The following is an 18,204-nucleotide window of genomic DNA, read 5'->3' as shown; positions in this document are numbered from 1 at the left end:
CCGGTCAAGACAAAAGCCTTTCTTTCATAGCCCGCTGGATAACAAGGCACGGCGCGGGCCACGACTTCACCAGAGGCGAGATGCGACAGCCCTGACGGGAAGACATGCAGCTTGATTCGAGCTCGTCTGCGGGTTCCGGAAATGACGATTTTGTAAAGCCGCGGCTGTTTTCCACCGCAATCAATGGTTTTCCAGCATTGCCGGAAAATGCGGTGTAGAAATCACTAACGGCTTGAACAGGATTTGAAATCCGTTCATCAATTGGGCTGAAAATGTCATGGTTGCGGGCAATTTCCGCCACATTCGAAAGGCAATTCTTCATGCATGTAAAGTTTTCACGCAAATCCACGAAAGCTAGATCGATGCGTATGATGATTGCCGCCCTTCTGGCCACCGCCAACCTCCTGATGCCGATCAACAGCTTCGCCCAGAGCGTGGACGTGGAAGGCACGATCAGCAAGATCGATGCGAATGGCCTCAGCATTACGCTGAGCGACGGCAAGACCTACCGCGTGCCGGAAGAATTCAATTTCGAAGGGCTGAAAGCGGGCGTGAAGGTCGTGGTTTTCTACACGGAAGTGGATGGCAAGCGCGTGGTCGACGATCTGCAGGTTGTTGAGTAAGCACCAGCCCCTCACGCCAAAACCTTCGTTGTGAAATGAGCGGATGCCTCTTGTTTCTTCTCCCCGCCGGGGAGAAGGTCGCGGCAGCGGGATGAGGGTGCGAGGGTGCGGACTATAGCTATCGTTGCCCCCTCATCCGACCCTTCGGGCCACCGTCTCCCCGGCGGGGAGAAGAAATAAGCGGCGGCCTTTGCGCCAAATATACGGGCTGCTCGAGTAGGACGATGCAGAGGGTTATGCCCCGTGATCTCTCACAAAATCCACTCCGCACTATTCCTGTCGATCTCGACCTTCAAAATCCGGTCCTGCGGAATTTGCGTTCTCGATGCCTCGTCCTTGTCCATGCCGGATACCAGCCGGAAGATCGAGCGGATGACGCCGCCGTGGCAGACGCAGATTGTCTGCCTGTCCACGGAGGAGAGCCATGCGCCGATGCGCCAGGAGAGGATTTCGTAGCTTTCGGCATCCTGGCCAGGGGGGATGAAGTCCCACTTGTTGGCCTTGCGCGCCTTTACGCGGTCCGGGAATTCCTTCTTGAGCTCGGGCAGGGTCTGCCCCTCCCAGTCGCCAAAGGAAACCTCGATCAGGCGATCATCGGTGCGGTATCCCGTGGGATCGAGGCCCATCGCGCCGCGCATCAACTCCATTGTCTCGCGCGTGCGCCCGAGCGGGCTTGCCACGTAGTCGAAGTCTTTTGCCGTCTCGCCGAGAAGGCGGGAAAGGATGAGGCCGTTGCCGACCGCCTGCTGGCGGCCGAAATCATTGAGCGGAATGTCTTTCTGACCCTGAAGCCGGCGTATCGCATTCCAGTCCGTTTGTCCGTGCCGGATCACATAGACGAGCAAGGCGATACCCCTGTTTCAAGCCGTTCCCGAAATGGTCAGTCCTTGACCACCGAAATATCAGGCGCGTCCACCGCCTTCATGCCGATCGTGTGATAACCCGAATCGACATGGTGGATTTCGCCGGTCACGCCGGTCGAAAGGTCGGACAGCAGATAAAGCGCCGACTTGCCGACTTCTTCGATGGAGACTGTACGCTTCAGCGGCGCATTATATTCGTTCCACTTCAGAATGTAACGGAAATCGCCGATGCCGGAAGCGGCCAGCGTCTTGATCGGGCCGGCGGAAACGGCGTTGACGCGAATGCCGCGATTGCCGAGGTCGACCGCGAGGTAACGCACGCTCGCCTCGAGTGCAGCCTTGGCCACGCCCATGACGTTGTAGTTCGGCATGACCTTTTCGGCGCCGTAATAGGTGAGCGTCACGATCGAGCCACCGTCATTCATGACGGGCTCCGCCCGCTTGGCAACGGCGGCCAGCGAGAAGACGGAGATGTCCATGGTGCGGTTGAAGTTGTCGCGGCTGGTATCGAGGTAACGGCCGGTCAGCTCGTCCTTGTCGGAAAAAGCAATCGCGTGCACGACGAAGTCGATCTTGCCCCAATGCTTTTCCAGCGCGGCAAAAACCGCATCAATCGTCTCGAGATCGGTCACATCGCAATGGCCGGCCATGAAGGCGCCGAGTTCCTGTGCCAGCGGCTCGACGCGCTTCTTGAGCGCATCGCCCTGCCAGGTGAGTGCGAGTTCCGCGCCAGCGTCCGCACATGCCTTGGCAATGCCCCAAGCGATTGAGCGGTTGTTGGCGACACCCATGATGAGGCCGCGTTTGCCAGCCATAAGGCCGGATGCCTGAGCCATTTTATGCTCCCTGATACTTTCGATTGATCCTGCCTATGGCATAGGCTGCAATCCTGTTCAAGATTGCCAAAGATCATCAACTGTTAGGGAGCGTAACAAAGGGTGCGTTGTCCCGGCTATTCGCAAAACTTTCACAAATAAAGGCCTTCGCGCATGTGGCGCATCAGGTCGGTTACCTTTTCATCCGGTTTCTCGTGCAGGACGATGCGCAATTCGATGACGAGATCGCCCGAGCCACCCTTGCCGTCGGCAAGGCCCTTGCCAGCAAGCCGGAGGGCGCGGTCCGAGCCTGACCAGGCCGGAATGGTGATGGTTTCTTCGCCGAGCGGCGTCACGACCTTCGCGTCGCACCCCAGAACCGCATCGCTGAGCGAAATGGCAAGCGTCGTGTGAATATCGAAGCCACGCAGCGAAAACACATCGTCGCGCGCGGCAAGCAACGTGACTGCAAGATCGCCGCGCGCAATGTTGGGGAGCTTCAGCCCCTGTCCCTTCAGCCGCACAACATGGCCATCGGTCATCCCGGGCTCGAGCTGGAACCGGACGTCCCGCTCGTCGGCAAGAGAAACGGTAATCCACTTCTTCTCGAGCAGATCTGCAACCGTAACGATGGCTTCTGCGGTGATGTCAGGCACTTTTTCCGGAGCCGGCTGCGGCGCACGGAACCGCCGCACCAGCGCGCTGAAAAGATTGGCAGCGAGCGAGGCGGGCGCAGTCTTGTCATCGCCAGTGGCTGTGGCTGCGGGCATATCGCCTTTCGCAGCGCTCGCGGCCGCCTTTGCGGCTTCCGCTGCCTGCTGCACCTTGGGATCATTCTGGGCGTCTGCGCCGAAGATGCGCTCGACGATGTCTTCGGCGCTTTCCGGTTTGCTATCGGCTTTGTGGCCGGTCTGCGCCCGGTTGCGGGCGTCCGCGCGGGCCAGTTCCTCCATCAGCTTTTCGGCGGCCTTGGCACGTTCGGCAGCCTCGCGCGCGGCTTCCCGCTGCTGCATGATGGTTTCGCCGGCCTTTTTCTTTTCCGCTGCCTTGCGGGCCTGATCGTAGAGATCGCGCTTTTTCGGGTCTTTCAGAAGGTCGTAGGCCTGACCGATCTCGGCAAAGCGCGCCGACGCATCGGGATCGTCGCGATTGGCGTCCGGGTGAACGGTTTTCGCCTTCGTGCGCCAGGCGGCCTTGATCTCGTCGTGGCGGGCGTCACGTTTTACGCCGAGGATAGAATATGGATCGCGCATGCGAAGCACCAGCTACGTTGGCTCAGGCGCTGCCGCCCTTCATGGCGCAATCCTGAAACGAACCTCTCCGATAAGGGGTGCCTGCGTTCATTCGCCTGCGCGCCCTCGGTTTAATCAACGTCGACTGTTGCAATAAGTTGCTAATCACTCCTTTACGGAGGATGCGGGCCGCGCGCGGGCCGGCTTTATTCCCTGCGGGAGGGTAAACAGATTATTTCTGCTCGAAGCGGGTCATCAACCATTCGCCGGTTTCCGACAGGCAGGCCTGCCCGGAATAGGCTGCCACACCCTCGAAGGAGTGACGCGTGGTCTTGAATTGACGGCAGACGAAACCGCTTGATTTATCTTCGCGAATGGCGGTGACGACGCCTGCGCTGCCGGTGGCGGCGTTCGCCCAGGGCAGCGGCTGATCTGCAAGCTTGGCGAGATCGGCCGATGTGACCGCATTGCGAATGGTTACGTCGTCGGTCTGGGCGCTGCCATTCTGCTGGTTGGGCACGGAGGCCGTGGAAAGCGAGCGGTCGACCTTGTCGCCGCCGAAAAGATCGAGGCTGACACATCCGCTCAGCACCACAAGCATCGACACGACGGCGGAAACTTCCGCTACCGACGAAAGGAGGCTCTTTGTTCGACTGTTCGACTTTGCTATGACGGTCACCATCTTTCACCAGAGATCATCTCTGGGGTCCAAATCAGCTCGGGAGCATTTTAGTCAATATGTCGGAAACGGGGTTAACATCCAGTGACTTCACGGAAGAAAATGAACCTTTCACCCTTTTTGCCGAGTGGCTGAAGGACGCGACGGCTTCCGAAATCAATGATCCGAACGCAGTGGCACTCGCCACCGTGGACGAAAATGGCCTGCCGAACGTGCGCATGGTGCTGCTAAAAGGCGTCGATGACCGCGGCTTCGTGTTCTACACGAATTTCGAAAGCCAGAAGGGACGGGAGATCCTCGGCCAGAAAAAAGCGGCCATGTGTTTCCACTGGAAGAGCCTGCGGCGACAGGTGCGCCTGCGGGGCGAGGTGGAGATCGTGAGCGACGCGGAGGCGGATGCCTATTATGCCTCCCGCCCGCGCGGCAGCCGCATCGGCGCCTGGGCCTCCAAGCAGTCGCGGCCGCTGGAGGGTCGTTTCGCGCTGGAAAAGGCGGTGGCCGAATATACCGCCAAATATGCGATCGGCGATATTCCGCGCCCATCCCACTGGTCCGGTTTCCGCATTCGCCCCGTGAGCATCGAATTCTGGCATGATCGCAAGTTCCGCCTGCATGACCGTATCGAATTCCGCCGCGAGACGCCTGACGGTGCCTGGTCGAAGGTCCGCATGTACCCGTAAAGGCAAGTCGGCGGGTCGTCGTGGCCCGCCTATTTCAGCAGCGAATCGAACAAGGGCAGGCCGATGCAGGCAGACATGGCGATCAGCCCGTAGCAGATGCGCCTGAAGGATGCCTCATCGGCAAACCCATGTAATCGCGACCCTGCGTAAAGGCCCGCACCGTAAAAGGGCAACGCCAGCAGGAAAAACACGAAGACATCGAAGCTGAACAGGCCGCCCAAAAAATAGCTGGCCAGGGAAAATATCGTCGATATCGCAAAATAAAGAATGACATTGGCGCGCACGAAAGCGCCCTTCAGCGCGCCGCCCAGCCAATAGGCGACGACGGGCGGGCCACCCAGCTGCGCGGCGCCTGAAAACAGGCCAGCCACGAGTCCGGTGAGAAGGGTGAGCGGCGTCTTCGGCCGGCCGCTGTAACGCCAGCCGGACAGCAGGAACACGAGCAGCACCACGACGACGCCTGAAATGAGCCAGCGCAGCGTCAAGGGATCACCCTTGGCGAGCAACATCGTGCCGACGGGCACGCCGACAAGGGCGCCGGTCGCCATGGTGAAGACGTCTCGCCTGTCCGCCATGCGGAAGGCGGGCGGTATCATACCCACAGTTAGCACGGCGTCCACCACCAGCAGAACCGCCGAAGCCACACGTGGCCCGACGATGGCGCTCGCAAGCGGGATGAATATGAGCGCCGCGCCGAAGCCGGAAAAGCCGCGGGCAAGGCCGGCAAGAAAGGCTGCGCCGGCAAACGTGGCGAGCAGCACCGGGCTGTGTGCGGCGACGAATGACGACAGGAAGTCGAGATGGGACATGGGTGACGGCATGATTGTTTGAATATCTTTTCTCTATCGCGCTTGCATGCGCATGTCCCGGAAATTTCTGTTCATGGCTGCATGACGCCCTGACGGGTCGACGCCGTCAGAGAATCATGATTAGAGTTTTAGCGAGTGAACAAAGGATGAACAAATGTTTGCTGACATGATGCGTCGGTTTGAAGAGGCGTCGCAAAAATATGCCGCTGAAAACGGGATATTCCGCGATCCGGACTGGTACATGCTGAAGCTCCAGGAAGAGGTTGGCGAGGTCACGCAGGCCTGGAACCGGCTGACAGGAAGGGCGCGCGTTAAGGGTAGGAGCAAAGAGGAGACGAAGCGGGATCTGGCCGACGAAACCGCCGATCTCCTCGGCCATGTGCTGTTACTGGCCCATTATAACGGTCTCGATATTGAAGGAGCGATCAAGCGTAAGTGGTGCTTTACGCCGTCAAAACCCTGAAGGCTCCAGCTTTTCCAACATGGCCGCCACGGCGTTAAGGTCGCTGGCGACGGCCACGCATTTCTCCCGCATTTCCTCCGTCGGCGGTGCAACGTCAGGCACCATGATGGTCATCATGCCCGCCGATGTCGCCGAGCGTACACCCGAGTAGGAATCCTCCAAGGCAAGACAGCGCCCGGGATCGAGGGACAGTCGTCGCGCCGCCGTCAGATAGGGCATGGGCGCCGGTTTCGGCTCCGTATAGTCGCCGCGCGCGACAATGGTGTCGAAACGTCCGAGAAGATCGTGGGGCCCAAGATGGCGCGTCACCGAATCGTGCCGCGATGAGGTGGCGATGGCGCGCCGTATATTGAGCCGGTCGAGCAGATCGAGGATTTCGACGACGCCAGGCTTCAACGCCACGCCATCAGCCATCATCACGCCAAGATGCCGGAGCCAGGCGTCTCGAAAATTGTCGATGGGAAAATCCGCGCCATAATCGGCAAAGATGGTGCCGGTGATGACATCCCACGGGCTGCCGCAGACCTTCTGATAGGTCTCCACCTCCATGCCATGGCCGCCTTCATCCGAGGCCGCCAGAAATGAATCGCGATAAAGCCTCTCGCTCTCGATCAACAATCCGTCCATGTCGAACACCACCGCCCGCGGCAGAAAGGGCAACATGGCTCAACCGAACCGGAAGGGGCGTTCGCCGAGGCTCTCGAAGGGGCGGATCAGATACCCGTCGGGATCGGCGACGATGAATTGCCGGTTCCCCACTTCGACCGTGCCGCGCCTGTACCACTTTTCCTCAAGCGGCATAACGAGATCGATGGCAGACCGCTCCAGCCGGAATAGAATGGGCTGCAGGGAGGGAACGGCGATCTGCAGGTTCATGCCGCGGCCCAACGGCGCATCGAGCGAGGCATTGCCCGCCACAAAGGTCCGGGTCGCACCGATCTGGTCAATCATCAGCTCTGCGTCGCCCAGCGCCAGATAGGTGAAGCCCTCTTCGGGGCGCTCGTAAACCACATGGAAGCCAATCAGGTCGCAATAAAAAGCGCGGCTCTTCTGCCAGTCGCTGACGGCAAGTTCAGGAACGAGGGCATTTCGTATGATGGTCGTTGTCTCCTTCGCCACGCAGGCCCCGGATGGGAGGAGGGGCCCGCCATAAGTCTTGATATTATCGCGTTCGCGCCAGCGCGCCAGAAAAAACAGCATCATGGCAGCCATGTGTGGGGTCATGGGCTGGCAAGGCACCGGCAGGCTCAGTGTGGCTGCAACTCTTTCTGCCGTCATTCCGGCTCAAGGCCGGAATGAGGGACCGGGGATAGGGTGCCACGTCGTTTTGTCCGCGCTATTGAGACAACCGAGTGCAATCACCCGAAAGCCACGGCCTACGCCTTCGTGCCGCCCACAGTGATCTGGTCCATGCGCAGGTGCGGCTGGCCGACGCCAACCGGCACCCATTGCCCGGCCTTGCCACAATTGCCGATACCGGTATCGAGCTTGGAGTCATTGCCGATCATCGATACGCGCTTCATCGCATCCGGGCCGTTGCCGATCAGCATCGCGCCCTTCACCGGCGCACCGATCTTGCCGTTCTCGATGAGATAGGCCTCGGTGCAGCCGAACACGAATTTGCCCGAGGTAATATCCACCTGACCGCCACCAAAGGAGACGGCGTAGATGCCCTTTTTGACGGATGTGATGATCTCTTCTGGCGTTTTGTCCCCGGAAAGCATGTAGGTATTGGTCATGCGCGGCATCGGCACATAGGCATAACCCTGGCGGCGGCCGTTGCCGGTGGGCCTCGCACCCATCAGCCGGGCGTTCTGCCGGTCCTGCATGTAGCCGACGAGTCTGCCGTTCTCGATCAAGACATTATATCCTGAAGGCGTGCCTTCGTCGTCGATGGTAAGCGAACCACGCCGGCTGTCGATCGTGCCGTCGTCGACGACAGTGACACCGGGTGCGGCGACCATCTCGCCCATCAGACCAGCGAATGCGGATGTCTTCTTGCGGTTGAAATCGCCCTCCAGACCGTGACCCACGGCCTCATGCAGCATCACACCCGGCCAGCCGGAACCCAGCACGACATCCATGGTGCCCGCTGGCGCATCGATGGCCGTGAGGTTGACGAGCGCCTGCCGCAGCGCTTCATCAGCACCGCGCTGCCAGTTTTCCGTGGTAATGAAATCGCCGAAACCGACCCGGCCGCCGATCCCGTAGGAGCCGCTTTCCTGCCGGTCGCCTTCGCCCGCGACCACGGAAATGTTGATACGGGTCATCGGCCTGACGTCACTGACACGATGGCCATCGGCGCGCAGAATATCCACCACCTGCCAGCTGGCGGAAATCGTCGCCGTCACCTGCCGGACATTCGGATCCTTGTCACGCAGATAGGCATCGATATCGGTGAGGAGCTTCACCTTCTCCTCGAAGCTGGGGCTGCCGATCGGGTTTTCGTCGCCATAAAGCTTTTTATTGGTGCGTTGCGGTGCGGCGGCATAGGAGCCGGAATATCCTTTGGTAACAGCACCCACCGCGTCGGAAGCACGTTTCAGCGCGCTTTGCGAAAGCTCGCCGGCATGGGCATAACCGACGGTCTCGCCAGCGACGGCGCGAAGGCCAAAACCCTGGTCGGTGTTAAAGGAGCCGCCCTTGAGACGGCCATTGTCGAAGGTGAGCGACTCCGCCTGCGCATGTTCGATGAACAACTCGCCATCATCGGCGCCCGCAAGCGCCTCTCCAACGAGCTTGCGCAATTGCGTTTCATCGCAATCGAAGAGTTTTACAAGGTCGTCGGTCATCTCAGGCTCCAGTCATGATCGTTCATGACCGATTTAGGCACTGGAGCGGTCAGACGCAAGGCTGCCCCTTAACGGCGATGCCTCAAGGAAGCGCGTCGTAACCTTCGGCAAAACCGGAAAGCTCGATCGGAATGCCGACGCGGTCCTGATCCACGGCTTCGCGCAGCGCGAAAACCGCGTTCTTGCCGGCGCGCAAAACCTTCAGCAATTCGTCGTCAATATCGACTTCCACATAACAGCCTTCGGAGAAGCAGCGGGTGAAATAGGCGCGGCCGATGTTATTATTGTCGATATAGAGCTCCATGCCATCCTTCAACAGCACGCCGAGCGGCGCGAGGATGCGCAGGATGCGCGACTTGCGATCGGCCGTCTTCAGAACGACAACCGAAAGTCCCACTTCCGGGCGGTCGTCGGCAATGACATTCTGCATCAGCGCACATTGCTCTTCAGAGGCGCCGGCCGGCTTGTCGCAGATGACGGACCACGCACCATGCGTCGACTTTGGCGTGCCGGGCGGCTGCTGTTGCGCCAGCGCCGCTGCAGCGGGGGCGATGATGGCAAGACCGGCGGCGGCAAGAAAAGTGCGCGCGAGCGGGGAAAGACGCATGGATACCTCTGGGATTCGAATCAGTGCGGCTATTTTGACGCCATAATCCGGAAAAAAAAGCCTGGAGCCTTCAATTCCAGCCGAGTTGGGCGGAAATAGGACCTGTCGGCCCGGGCGGGCCCGCGATTTTCCCGGTTCGTCATTCTCTATCCGGCGATCAAACCGGCTGGCGAGCGCGGCTTTGTCGCATCTGAGCCGTTAGAAATCGTGCCTGGCGGAGCAGCTCCCATAAAGGGTGCGGGAAAGTCGCCTGCGGAATGCTCAATGGCAAAATTGGGGCGCTTCCGTGTCCCGACGCATATTGCGGCAGAGGGCAAACTGTGGTTTGAAGTTATTACCATTAGCATGGATTCTGCGCCTGTGATTGATCTGGATCAGGCGCGTGAGGGAGAGGGTACCGTGAGGAATAGGATTTACGCAGCATTGGCGGGGATGACCTGTCTGCTCACGGCTGTCGGCGCCCACGCCGATCAGCCGGTGCATTGGCAAATGGGCATGCAGGAGGCAGCCACGCCGATCATGCACGAAATACGCTGGTTCGAACAATATACGCTTTGGTTCATTGTTCCGGTTACGCTTTTCGTTCTTGCGCTGCTCATCATCGTCGCCTTGAAATTCCGCGCCGCGAAAAATCCGGTGGCGTCCAAGACCAGCCATAACACGGCGATCGAGGTTGTCTGGACGCTGGCGCCGGTTCTCATTCTTCTGTTTCTCGCTTTCCCCTCGTTCAATCTTCTGAACGCACAGCTGACGCAACCGGAAAACCCAGACCTGACGCTGAAGGCGACCGCCACGCAATGGCTGTGGAGTTATGAATATGCCGCAGCCGAAGGCGCCGAGCCGCTCTCCTTCGACAGCTATCTGCTGAAGGACCAGGACCGCGCCGCTGCGGGCAAGGAAGACAAGGCCCGCTATCCGCGTCTTCTCGCTGTCGATAATGAAATGGTCGTTCCCGTCGGCAAGACCGTTCGCCTTCTGGTAACGGCAGCTCCGACGGACGTCATTCACGCCTTCGCCATGCCCGCTTTCGGCGTCAAGATCGATGCCGTGCCGGGCCGCCTTAACGAAACCTGGTTCAAGCCGGAGAAGGAAGGCCTTTATTATGGCCAGTGTTCCGAGCTTTGCGGCAAGGACCACGCCTTCATGCCGATCGCCATTCGGGTGGTTTCCGAACAGCAATACACTGCCTGGCACGCCGCCGCCGCTTCCGACCTGAATGCGGCAAACCGGGCGCTGATGGCCTCCGTCGATGGCGCTCCGCGCACGGTCGACGTTGCCGCCAACGAAACCAACTGACTGGAGTGACGACAATGGCTGGACCTTCCGCACACGACGATCATCACTCGCATGGTCATCCCGCTCATGACGATCATTCGCATGACGCGCATCATTCCCACACGCCGGGCTTCTTCGCCCGCTGGTTCCTGTCCACCAACCATAAGGACATCGGCACGCTCTACCTGATCTTCGCCATCATGGCGGGCATCATCGGTGGCGGCCTGTCGGTCGTCATGCGCATGGAGCTGCAGGAGCCGGGCATCCAAATCTTCCACGGTCTGGCATCCATGGTCTATGGCTTCGAGGGCGACGCTGCCATCGACGGCGGCAAGCACATGTTCAACGTGTTCACCACGGCGCATGCGCTGATCATGATCTTCTTCATGGTCATGCCGGCCATGATCGGCGGCTTTGCCAACTGGATGATCCCGATCATGATCGGCGCGCCAGACATGGCTTTCCCGCGCCTCAACAACATCTCCTTCTGGCTGATCGTCCCCGCTTTTATCCTGCTGCTGCTTTCGCTCTTCGTGGAAGGCCCGGCGGGCGCTTATGGCGTGGGTGGCGGCTGGACCATGTATCCGCCGCTGTCTACAAGCGGCATGCCCGGACCGGCGGTGGATCTTGCGATCTTCTCGCTGCACGTCGCCGGCGCATCCTCGATCCTCGGTGCGATCAACTTCATCACCACGATCCTGAACATGCGCGCACCGGGCATGACGCTGCACAAGATGCCGCTCTTTGCCTGGTCGGTTCTGGTCACCGCATTCCTGCTGCTGCTTTCGCTGCCGGTTCTGGCGGGTGGCATCACCATGCTTCTGACCGACCGCAACTTCGGTACGGCATTCTTCTCGCCGGAAGGCGGCGGTGATCCGATCCTTTATCAGCACCTGTTCTGGTTCTTCGGTCACCCGGAAGTGTACATCCTGATCCTGCCCGGTTTCGGCATCATCAGCCACATCGTGTCCACCTTCTCGAAAAAGCCGGTCTTCGGTTACCTCGGCATGGCTTACGCCATGGTCGCCATCGGCGCCGTCGGCTTCATCGTCTGGGCGCACCACATGTATACGGTCGGCCTGTCGCTCGAAGCGCAGCGTTATTTCGTCTTCGCAACCATGGTCATCGCGGTGCCGACAGGCATCAAGATTTTCTCGTGGATCGCGACGATGTGGGGCGGCTCTCTGACCTTCTCGACACCGATGGTCTGGGCAATCGGCTTCATCTTCCTGTTCACGGTGGGTGGCGTCACCGGCGTGCAGCTCGCCAATGCCGGTCTCGACCGTTCGCTGCATGATACCTACTACGTTGTGGCTCACTTCCATTATGTTCTGTCGCTCGGCGCCGTGTTCGCGATCTTCGCCGGCTGGTATTACTGGTTCCCGAAGATCACCGGCTATATGTACAGCGAGTTCATCGGCAAGCTGCATTTCTGGGTCATGTTCGTCGGCGTGAACCTGATCTTCTTCCCGCAGCACTTCCTCGGTCTCGCCGGCATGCCGCGCCGCTACATCGATTATCCCGATGCCTACGCCGGCTGGAACATGGTTTCGTCCTACGGTTCCTATATCTCGGCGGTTGCCGTCGGCATCTTCCTCTTCGGCGTCTGGGAAGCCTTCGCCAAGAAGCGGATCGCCGGTAACAATCCATGGGGTGAGGGTGCGACGACGCTCGAATGGCAGCTGTCTTCGCCGCCGCCTTATCACCAGTGGGAACAGCTGCCGCGCATTCGCTGATGCGCGGGCCGGAAGGCGCAGGCTTGGCTTGCGCAGTCCGGCTGCTGACAGAGAGGGACGGCGCGGTTTGATCCGTGCCGTTTGCCGAACGGGCAGGGCTCCTGCCGCGTGACATTTTGTCCAAGCGATGCCAACAGTCCGACGTGATACATGCTCCGGACGTGATAAAAGCCAAATCTGGCCTTTATGAAATGCAAGCGCAGACGAATGGCGGCAGGGTGCGGCGAATGGCTGGCACATGCTGGTATCGGTTTTCCCCGGTACCGGTCCTGCGGGCAGGTTCGGGACCCATGAATTGAAGCATCGCGCATGCCGGAAATCCCATTCGTTTTTCGGGCCGGTGCAAGGGATGTCGTTTCTGGCGGCATCTGAAGGAAACAGGACAGGACATGACCGTTATCGACGATCGCGACATACTGGGCGCACAAAGCTCCGGACTTTCGGAAGCCGGCGCACGCGATTATTTCGAATTGCTGAAGCCGCGCGTCATGTCGCTCGTCGTCTTCACGGCCTTTGCCGGCCTCGTGCTGGCGCCTGGTCACATCAATCCGATTTTGGGCGTCATCGCCGTTCTCTGCATCGCCGTTGGCGCCGGTGCATCCGGCGCGCTCAACATGTGGTACGATGCCGATATCGACGCGGTGATGAGCCGCACCGCTAGACGGCCGATTCCCTCGGGCCGCATCGCGCCGCGCGAGGCGCTCGCCTTCGGGCTGACGCTGTCCGCTTTTTCGGTGGTCATTCTCGGTCTTGCGGTCAACTGGTTCTCGGCCGGCCTGCTTGCGTTCACCATTTTCTTTTATGCCGTCGTTTATACAATGTGGCTGAAGCGCTCGACGCCACAGAATATCGTCATCGGCGGCGCTGCCGGCGCTTTTCCGCCCATCCTCGGCTGGGCCTGCGTCACGGGCGGCGTTTCGCTTGATAGCATCATTCTGTTCCTCGTCATCTTCCTGTGGACACCGGCCCATTTCTGGGCGCTGGCGCTCTTCAAGATGCGCGATTACGGCTCGGTCGGCATTCCGATGATGCCGAATGTCGCCGGCGAGCGTTCGACCAAAAACCAGATGATCGTTTATGCGGTGCTCACCGCCGCTGCCGCCGTCGCACCTTATTTCACCGGCCTTGCGAGCGCCGGTTACGGCATCTTCGCCGCCGTGCTGAGCGCAATCTTCGTCTACTGTTCGCTCATTGTCCGGCGCATGCCTGACGGTGACGAGAAAATGCTGCCGGCCAAGAAGATGTTTGCCTATTCGGTTTTTTATCTCTTCGCGATTTTCTCTGGCCTGCTGGCCGATCACTTCGCGCCGGCTCTTGAGGCCGTCATGTCGGGAGTCCTGTGATGGAAACGGTGGAACTGAGCGCGGCTCAGAAAAAATCGAGACGCGGGCGCAACATCGCGCTCGGCCTCCTGTTGGCCGGCCTGGTGGTGCTGTTCTACATCATCACCATCATCAAGATCGGCTCGCATTGACGCGCTGATTACGGGGAGAGGAGGAGGAGATGGCAAATATGGAAACGCAGGCGGCAGCGACCGGCAGGCAGAAGGTGAGCAATCGCTCCATTCTCGTGCTGTGTCTCGTGTTTTTCTGCGCCATGATCGGCATGGCCTATGCCGCCGTGCCGCTCTACAGCCTGTTCTGCCGAGTCACCGGCTATAACGGCACGACCCAGCGCGTCGAGCAATATTCCGACGTCATCCTCGACAAGACCATCAACGTCACCTTCGACGCCAACACCTCGAACGGCCTGAACTGGGATTTCCGCCCCGTCGACAAGAAGGTCACGCCGAAGATCGGCGAAACCGTGCAGGTCACTTTCAAGGCAACGAACCGTTCGCCAGTCGCGACAACGGGGACGGCGGTTTTCAACGTGACGCCGATGGAAGCCGGCGCCTATTTCAACAAGGTGGAATGTTTTTGCTTCACCGAAACGACGCTGCAGCCGGGCGAGACGCTGGAAATGCCGGTGGTTTTCTTTGTCGATCCTGACATCGCCACGGCGCGCGAAACCAAGAGCGTCCACACTTTAACGCTGTCCTATACGTTTTATCCGGCCAAAACCGAAAAACCGGTTGCGTCCTTGCCGGTAAAGACAGAATCTGGCGACAGCAAATTGTAATGAGGAGATCCGGGTCTTTTGAGGGGGCCGGATCAGGGAAGAGATAGCAGGGGATTGTCGTCATGGCAGACACGCATCAGAAGAACCACGACTACCACATCATAGACCCGAGCCCCTGGCCGCTTCTGGCCTCGATCGGTGCCTTCGTCATGACATTCGGCGGCGTCTGCTACATGCGTTACCTCTCGGGCGGCTCATTCAAGCTGTTCGGCGCGGAACTGGCCAACCCATGGCTGTTCTATATCGGTCTCGTAATCGTGCTTTACGTGATGTATGCCTGGTGGGCGGATACGATCAAGGAAGCCAATGAGGGCAGCCACACGCCGGTCGTCTCGCTGCATCTGCGCTACGGCATGATCATGTTCATCGCCTCCGAGGTGATGTTCTTCGTGGCCTGGTTCTGGGCCTATTTCGACGCCAGTCTCTTCCCGCATGAGGCCATTCAGGCATCCCGCCTCGAATATACCGGTGGGCAATGGCCACCCAAGGGCATCGAGGTCATCGATCCCTGGCATCTGCCGCTCTACAACACCGTTATCCTGCTGCTGTCGGGCACCTGCGTGACCTGGGCCCACCACGCCCTGCTGCACAACGACCGCAAGGGCCTGATTTCCGGTCTGGCACTCACCGTGGCGCTTGGCGTGCTGTTCTCTGCCGTGCAGATCTACGAATACATGCATGCGCCGTTCGACTTCAAGAATTCGATCTATGGCGCGACCTTCTTCATGGCGACCGGTTTCCACGGTTTCCACGTCTTCGTCGGCACGGTCTTCCTGCTGGTCTGCCTGTTCCGCGCCATTGCCGGCGGGTTTACGCCGAAGCAGCATTTCGGCTTCGAGGCCGCTGCCTGGTACTGGCACTTCGTTGACGTCGTCTGGCTGTTCCTGTTCTTTGCCATCTATATCTGGGGTGGCTGGGGCGCGCCGATCCACGGGTAAATTACGCCGGTTAGCCCACCAGGGTGCTTTTGAAGCGAGTCGTTGCCGCGTGTTTCTTCTCCCCGCCGGGGAGAAGTCCGCGGCAGGGATGAGGGGCAAGGGTAGAGGTATTCGGCGACGTTGCCCCCTCATCCGGCCCTTCGGGCCACCTTCTCCCCGGCGGGGTGAAGAATTACGAGGCGCCGTCGAGCAACAAACAGGCGCCCGGGTTTTGAGGCAAGCTTCCAGGAGGTTCGACGTCACCCTCGGGCTTTGGCCAACTTCGCGGAAGGTCTCTCCATGTCTGAACCATCAAACGGAAATTTCGCCCCGGTCGATCCCATCAAGGTCGGTCTGAAAGGCTGCTGCCCGCGATGCGGCAATGGCCGTCTTTTCGATGGTTTCCTGACGATAAAACCCGCCTGTAGCGCCTGCGGGCTGGATTATGGCTTCGCCGATGCAGGGGATGGGCCGGCGGTCTTCGTCATGCTGATCGTCGGATTTCTGGTGGTCGGACTGGCGCTCTGGGTCGATCAGCATTTTGCGCCCCCCGTTTGGGTGCATATCCTGCTGTGGTTGCCGTTTACGGTGTTCGTCTCCCTGCTGCTGCTGCGCAAGTTGAAAGGGATCATGATTGCGCTGCAATACCGCAACAATGCAAGCGAAGGCAGGCTTGATCGTGAATGACATGTCCCACATGAAGGCCGCGCAGCGGCGGGTCTGGTTTGCAGCGCCGCTGGTGCTTCTGGCGTTTGCCATTCTCATCGGGCTTGGCACATGGCAGGTGAAGCGCCTTTATTGGAAAGAAGCGCTGATGGCCGATATCGAGCAGCGGCGTAGCGCAGATCCGGCGACACTTGAAGAGATCGAGGCAATCGCGAGAAGCGGCGGGGATATAGAATACCGCAAGGTCAGGCTATCGGGCACGTTTGATCATACGCGCGAACGACATTTCTTCGCCACCCATCAGGGCCAGACAGGCTATTACGTCTTTACGCCGCTCACTCTGCCCGATGGCCGAATTCTCTTCGTCAATCGCGGCTTCGTGCCCTTCGAGATGAAGGACCCGGCCAAACGGCTGGACGGCCAGGTTGCGGGCGAGGTGACGCTGACCGGTCTGGCGCGCGCGCCGCTCATCGCGAAACCGTCCTCCCTGCTGCCGGACAATGATATCGCCAAGAACATCTTCTATTGGAAAGATCTGGCGGCCATGGCCGAAAGCGCGCAGGTGCCGGCAGGCCGGCTGGTGAACCTGTTTGTCGACGCCGATGCCACGCCCAATCCCGGGGGCTGGCCGATGGGTGGGGTAACGCTGATAGATTTGCCCAACAATCACCTTCAATACGCGATAACGTGGTATGGGCTGGCGGCGGCCCTTGTCATCGTCGTCGGTTTTGCCTATTTCCGGAACGGCAAGACGCAGGACGAATGACGCGCAGGCCCTGCAGGGTCGTTCTCGGGCAAGACCACGGAACTGGCCAAGGAGTTGGCCAAGGAGCTGGAATGAACATCGCCGTTTCCAAACCCCCTTTGACGATAAGGCTGTGCGGACCGCGCGGCTTTTGCGCGGGCGTGGACCGGGCAATCCAGATCGTGGTGCTGGCGCTCAAGGCCTATGGCGCACCCGTCTATGTTCGCCACGAAATCGTGCATAACCGGTATGTCGTGGAAGGGCTGGAGGCAAAGGGCGCGGTTTTCGTCGAAGAACTGCACGAAATTCCCGCCGAGCATCGCGAGCAGCCGGTTGTCTTCTCTGCGCATGGGGTGCCGAAATCCGTGCCGGAGGACGCGCAGGCGCGTAACCTCTTCTATCTCGACGCCACGTGCCCGCTGGTTTCCAAGGTCCACAAGCAGGCCATGCGCCATCAGCGCCTCGGGCGCCATGTCATCCTGATCGGCCATGCCGGCCACCCGGAGGTCATCGGCACCATGGGGCAGCTTCCCGAAGGCACGGTTTCGCTGATCGAAACGGTCGAGGATGTCGACCGTTACGAACCAGTCGATCGCGAGAACCTCGGCTTCGTTACGCAGACGACGCTGTCGGTTGACGACACGGCAGGCGTGATCGCCAGGCTGCAGGCGCGGTTCCCGGCCATTCAGGCCCCCGCCGCCGACAGCATCTGCTACGCGACAACCAACCGTCAGGATGCGGTAAAGCAGGCGGCCCCCGGCTGCGACCTCTTCATCGTCGTTGGCGCGCCAAATTCCTCCAATTCCAAGCGGCTGGTAGAAGTCGCGCTGCGCGCCGGCGCGAAGCGCTCCGTTCTCGTGCAGCGGGCCTCGGAAATCGACTGGAATGAAATTGGCGATATCAGCACCGTTGGCCTTTCCGCCGGCGCTTCCGCCCCTGAGGTTATCGTTGATGAAATCATCGAAGCCTTCAAGGCGCGTTTTGACACGACGCTTGATCTTGCCGTCACGGTTGAGGAAACGGAGCATTTCCTCGTCAATCGCGAGCTGCGCACCATCGAACTCACGACGGACGACATGGCCTTCGTCAATGGCAACGCCAGCAACGCGCTGCCGCCGAAAGCTGCTGCCGGTCTTTAGGCGCTGCGGCGCTCAACGTGGTCCTGTCCGCCCGCGTCACGC

General features: G+C 59.9%; 22 protein-coding genes. 12 read left to right on the top strand and 10 right to left on the bottom strand.

What is annotated here, in order from left to right:
• Positions 1–4: 4 nt before the first annotated feature.
• Positions 5–394: a hypothetical protein gene (locus AT6N2_RS06815; RefSeq protein ID WP_209089456.1), complete on the bottom strand. Its 390-nt coding sequence runs from the start codon at positions 392–394 to the stop codon at positions 5–7.
• Here AT6N2_RS06815 and AT6N2_RS06810 point away from each other — a divergent pair.
• Positions 363–623, top strand: a complete 261-nt coding sequence (locus AT6N2_RS06810) for a DUF1344 domain-containing protein (protein ID WP_063947821.1) — start codon at positions 363–365, stop codon at positions 621–623. The two genes, AT6N2_RS06815 and AT6N2_RS06810, sit on opposite strands and share 32 nt — an antisense overlap.
• A gap of 251 nt (positions 624–874) precedes the next feature.
• Here AT6N2_RS06810 and AT6N2_RS06805 read toward each other — a convergent pair whose 3' ends face one another.
• The 4 genes from AT6N2_RS06805 to AT6N2_RS06790 all read right to left on the bottom strand — a co-directional run bounded on the left by AT6N2_RS06805 (position 875) and on the right by AT6N2_RS06790 (position 4,215).
• Entirely contained in the window at positions 875–1,468 is a 594-nt protein-coding gene (locus AT6N2_RS06805) for a histidine phosphatase family protein (protein ID WP_063947763.1), read from the bottom strand.
• A 35-nt stretch (positions 1,469–1,503) separates the two neighbouring features.
• Complete coding sequence (gene fabI, locus AT6N2_RS06800; RefSeq protein WP_063947764.1) at positions 1,504–2,322, bottom strand: enoyl-ACP reductase FabI; 819 nt, start codon at positions 2,320–2,322, stop codon at positions 1,504–1,506.
• A gap of 131 nt (positions 2,323–2,453) precedes the next feature.
• Positions 2,454–3,554, bottom strand: a complete 1,101-nt coding sequence (locus AT6N2_RS06795; protein WP_209089453.1) for a DnaJ C-terminal domain-containing protein — start codon at positions 3,552–3,554, stop codon at positions 2,454–2,456.
• 211 nt (positions 3,555–3,765) lie between these two features.
• Positions 3,766–4,215, bottom strand: a complete 450-nt coding sequence (locus AT6N2_RS06790; protein WP_144575598.1) for an RT0821/Lpp0805 family surface protein — start codon at positions 4,213–4,215, stop codon at positions 3,766–3,768.
• Between the two features lie 56 nt (positions 4,216–4,271).
• Here AT6N2_RS06790 and pdxH point away from each other — a divergent pair, with 56 nt between their 5' ends.
• Positions 4,272–4,892, top strand: a complete 621-nt coding sequence (pdxH, locus tag AT6N2_RS06785) for a pyridoxamine 5'-phosphate oxidase (RefSeq protein ID WP_063947767.1) — start codon at positions 4,272–4,274, stop codon at positions 4,890–4,892.
• A gap of 29 nt (positions 4,893–4,921) precedes the next feature.
• Here the strand turns inward: pdxH and AT6N2_RS06780 are convergent, their stop codons facing one another.
• The gene (locus tag AT6N2_RS06780; RefSeq protein ID WP_209089633.1) at positions 4,922–5,701 is read right to left on the bottom strand and encodes a sulfite exporter TauE/SafE family protein; all 780 of its coding nucleotides are present in this window, start codon (positions 5,699–5,701) and stop codon (positions 4,922–4,924) included.
• A gap of 154 nt (positions 5,702–5,855) precedes the next feature.
• On the opposite strand from AT6N2_RS06780, the gene AT6N2_RS06775 reads away from it, so the two are divergent.
• Positions 5,856–6,164, top strand: a complete 309-nt coding sequence (locus AT6N2_RS06775) for a MazG nucleotide pyrophosphohydrolase domain-containing protein (RefSeq protein ID WP_209089450.1) — start codon at positions 5,856–5,858, stop codon at positions 6,162–6,164.
• Here AT6N2_RS06775 and AT6N2_RS06770 read toward each other — a convergent pair.
• The 4 genes from AT6N2_RS06770 to AT6N2_RS06755 form a co-directional block, all read right to left on the bottom strand.
• Positions 6,153–6,827 (bottom strand): HAD family hydrolase, encoded by a 675-nt coding sequence (locus tag AT6N2_RS06770; protein WP_209089448.1) that lies wholly within the window; start codon positions 6,825–6,827, stop codon positions 6,153–6,155. The two genes, AT6N2_RS06775 and AT6N2_RS06770, sit on opposite strands and share 12 nt — an antisense overlap.
• A gap of 3 nt (positions 6,828–6,830) precedes the next feature.
• Positions 6,831–7,259, bottom strand: coding sequence for a bleomycin resistance protein (locus AT6N2_RS06765; RefSeq protein WP_063947822.1), 429 nt, complete (start codon positions 7,257–7,259; stop codon positions 6,831–6,833).
• Positions 7,260–7,540: 281 nt separating this feature from the next.
• Positions 7,541–8,956: a metalloprotease TldD gene (gene tldD / locus AT6N2_RS06760; protein WP_209089445.1), complete on the bottom strand. Its 1,416-nt coding sequence runs from the start codon at positions 8,954–8,956 to the stop codon at positions 7,541–7,543.
• A gap of 82 nt (positions 8,957–9,038) precedes the next feature.
• Positions 9,039–9,563: an invasion associated locus B family protein gene (locus AT6N2_RS06755; RefSeq protein ID WP_003521101.1), complete on the bottom strand. Its 525-nt coding sequence runs from the start codon at positions 9,561–9,563 to the stop codon at positions 9,039–9,041.
• 432 nt (positions 9,564–9,995) lie between these two features.
• On the opposite strand from AT6N2_RS06755, the gene coxB reads away from it, so the two are divergent.
• From coxB to ispH, 9 genes are all read left to right on the top strand, one after another.
• Positions 9,996–10,859: a cytochrome c oxidase subunit II gene (coxB, locus tag AT6N2_RS06750; protein ID WP_063947823.1), complete on the top strand. Its 864-nt coding sequence runs from the start codon at positions 9,996–9,998 to the stop codon at positions 10,857–10,859.
• A gap of 14 nt (positions 10,860–10,873) precedes the next feature.
• Positions 10,874–12,574, top strand: coding sequence for a cytochrome c oxidase subunit I (ctaD, locus tag AT6N2_RS06745; protein ID WP_063947774.1), 1,701 nt, complete (start codon positions 10,874–10,876; stop codon positions 12,572–12,574).
• 389 nt (positions 12,575–12,963) lie between these two features.
• Positions 12,964–13,917: a heme o synthase gene (locus AT6N2_RS06740; RefSeq protein ID WP_209089442.1), complete on the top strand. Its 954-nt coding sequence runs from the start codon at positions 12,964–12,966 to the stop codon at positions 13,915–13,917.
• Entirely contained in the window at positions 13,917–14,048 is a 132-nt protein-coding gene (locus AT6N2_RS24325; protein ID WP_077224630.1) for a hypothetical protein, read from the top strand. The genes AT6N2_RS06740 and AT6N2_RS24325 overlap by 1 nt, the downstream gene beginning before the upstream one ends.
• Before the next feature lie 29 nt (positions 14,049–14,077).
• Positions 14,078–14,695, top strand: coding sequence for a cytochrome c oxidase assembly protein (locus AT6N2_RS06735; protein ID WP_063947776.1), 618 nt, complete (start codon positions 14,078–14,080; stop codon positions 14,693–14,695).
• Positions 14,696–14,757: 62 nt separating this feature from the next.
• Positions 14,758–15,633 carry a cytochrome c oxidase subunit 3 gene (locus AT6N2_RS06730; protein WP_063947777.1) on the top strand — a complete coding sequence of 292 codons (876 nt, stop codon included), beginning with the start codon at positions 14,758–14,760 and terminating at the stop codon, positions 15,631–15,633.
• A 279-nt stretch (positions 15,634–15,912) separates the two neighbouring features.
• Positions 15,913–16,299, top strand: coding sequence for a DUF983 domain-containing protein (locus AT6N2_RS06725; protein ID WP_144575583.1), 387 nt, complete (start codon positions 15,913–15,915; stop codon positions 16,297–16,299).
• 10 nt (positions 16,300–16,309) lie between these two features.
• Positions 16,310–17,044, top strand: a complete 735-nt coding sequence (locus AT6N2_RS06720; RefSeq protein ID WP_209089632.1) for an SURF1 family protein — start codon at positions 16,310–16,312, stop codon at positions 17,042–17,044.
• Between the two features lie 71 nt (positions 17,045–17,115).
• Positions 17,116–18,162 (top strand): 4-hydroxy-3-methylbut-2-enyl diphosphate reductase, encoded by a 1,047-nt coding sequence (ispH, locus tag AT6N2_RS06715; RefSeq protein ID WP_144575581.1) that lies wholly within the window; start codon positions 17,116–17,118, stop codon positions 18,160–18,162.
• Positions 18,163–18,204 lie beyond the last annotated feature (42 nt).

This window comes from Agrobacterium tumefaciens (genome assembly GCF_017726655.1).
Taxonomy (GTDB): Bacteria; Pseudomonadota; Alphaproteobacteria; order Rhizobiales; family Rhizobiaceae; genus Agrobacterium; species Agrobacterium tumefaciens_B.
This window is presented reverse-complemented; position numbering and strand designations above follow the sequence as displayed.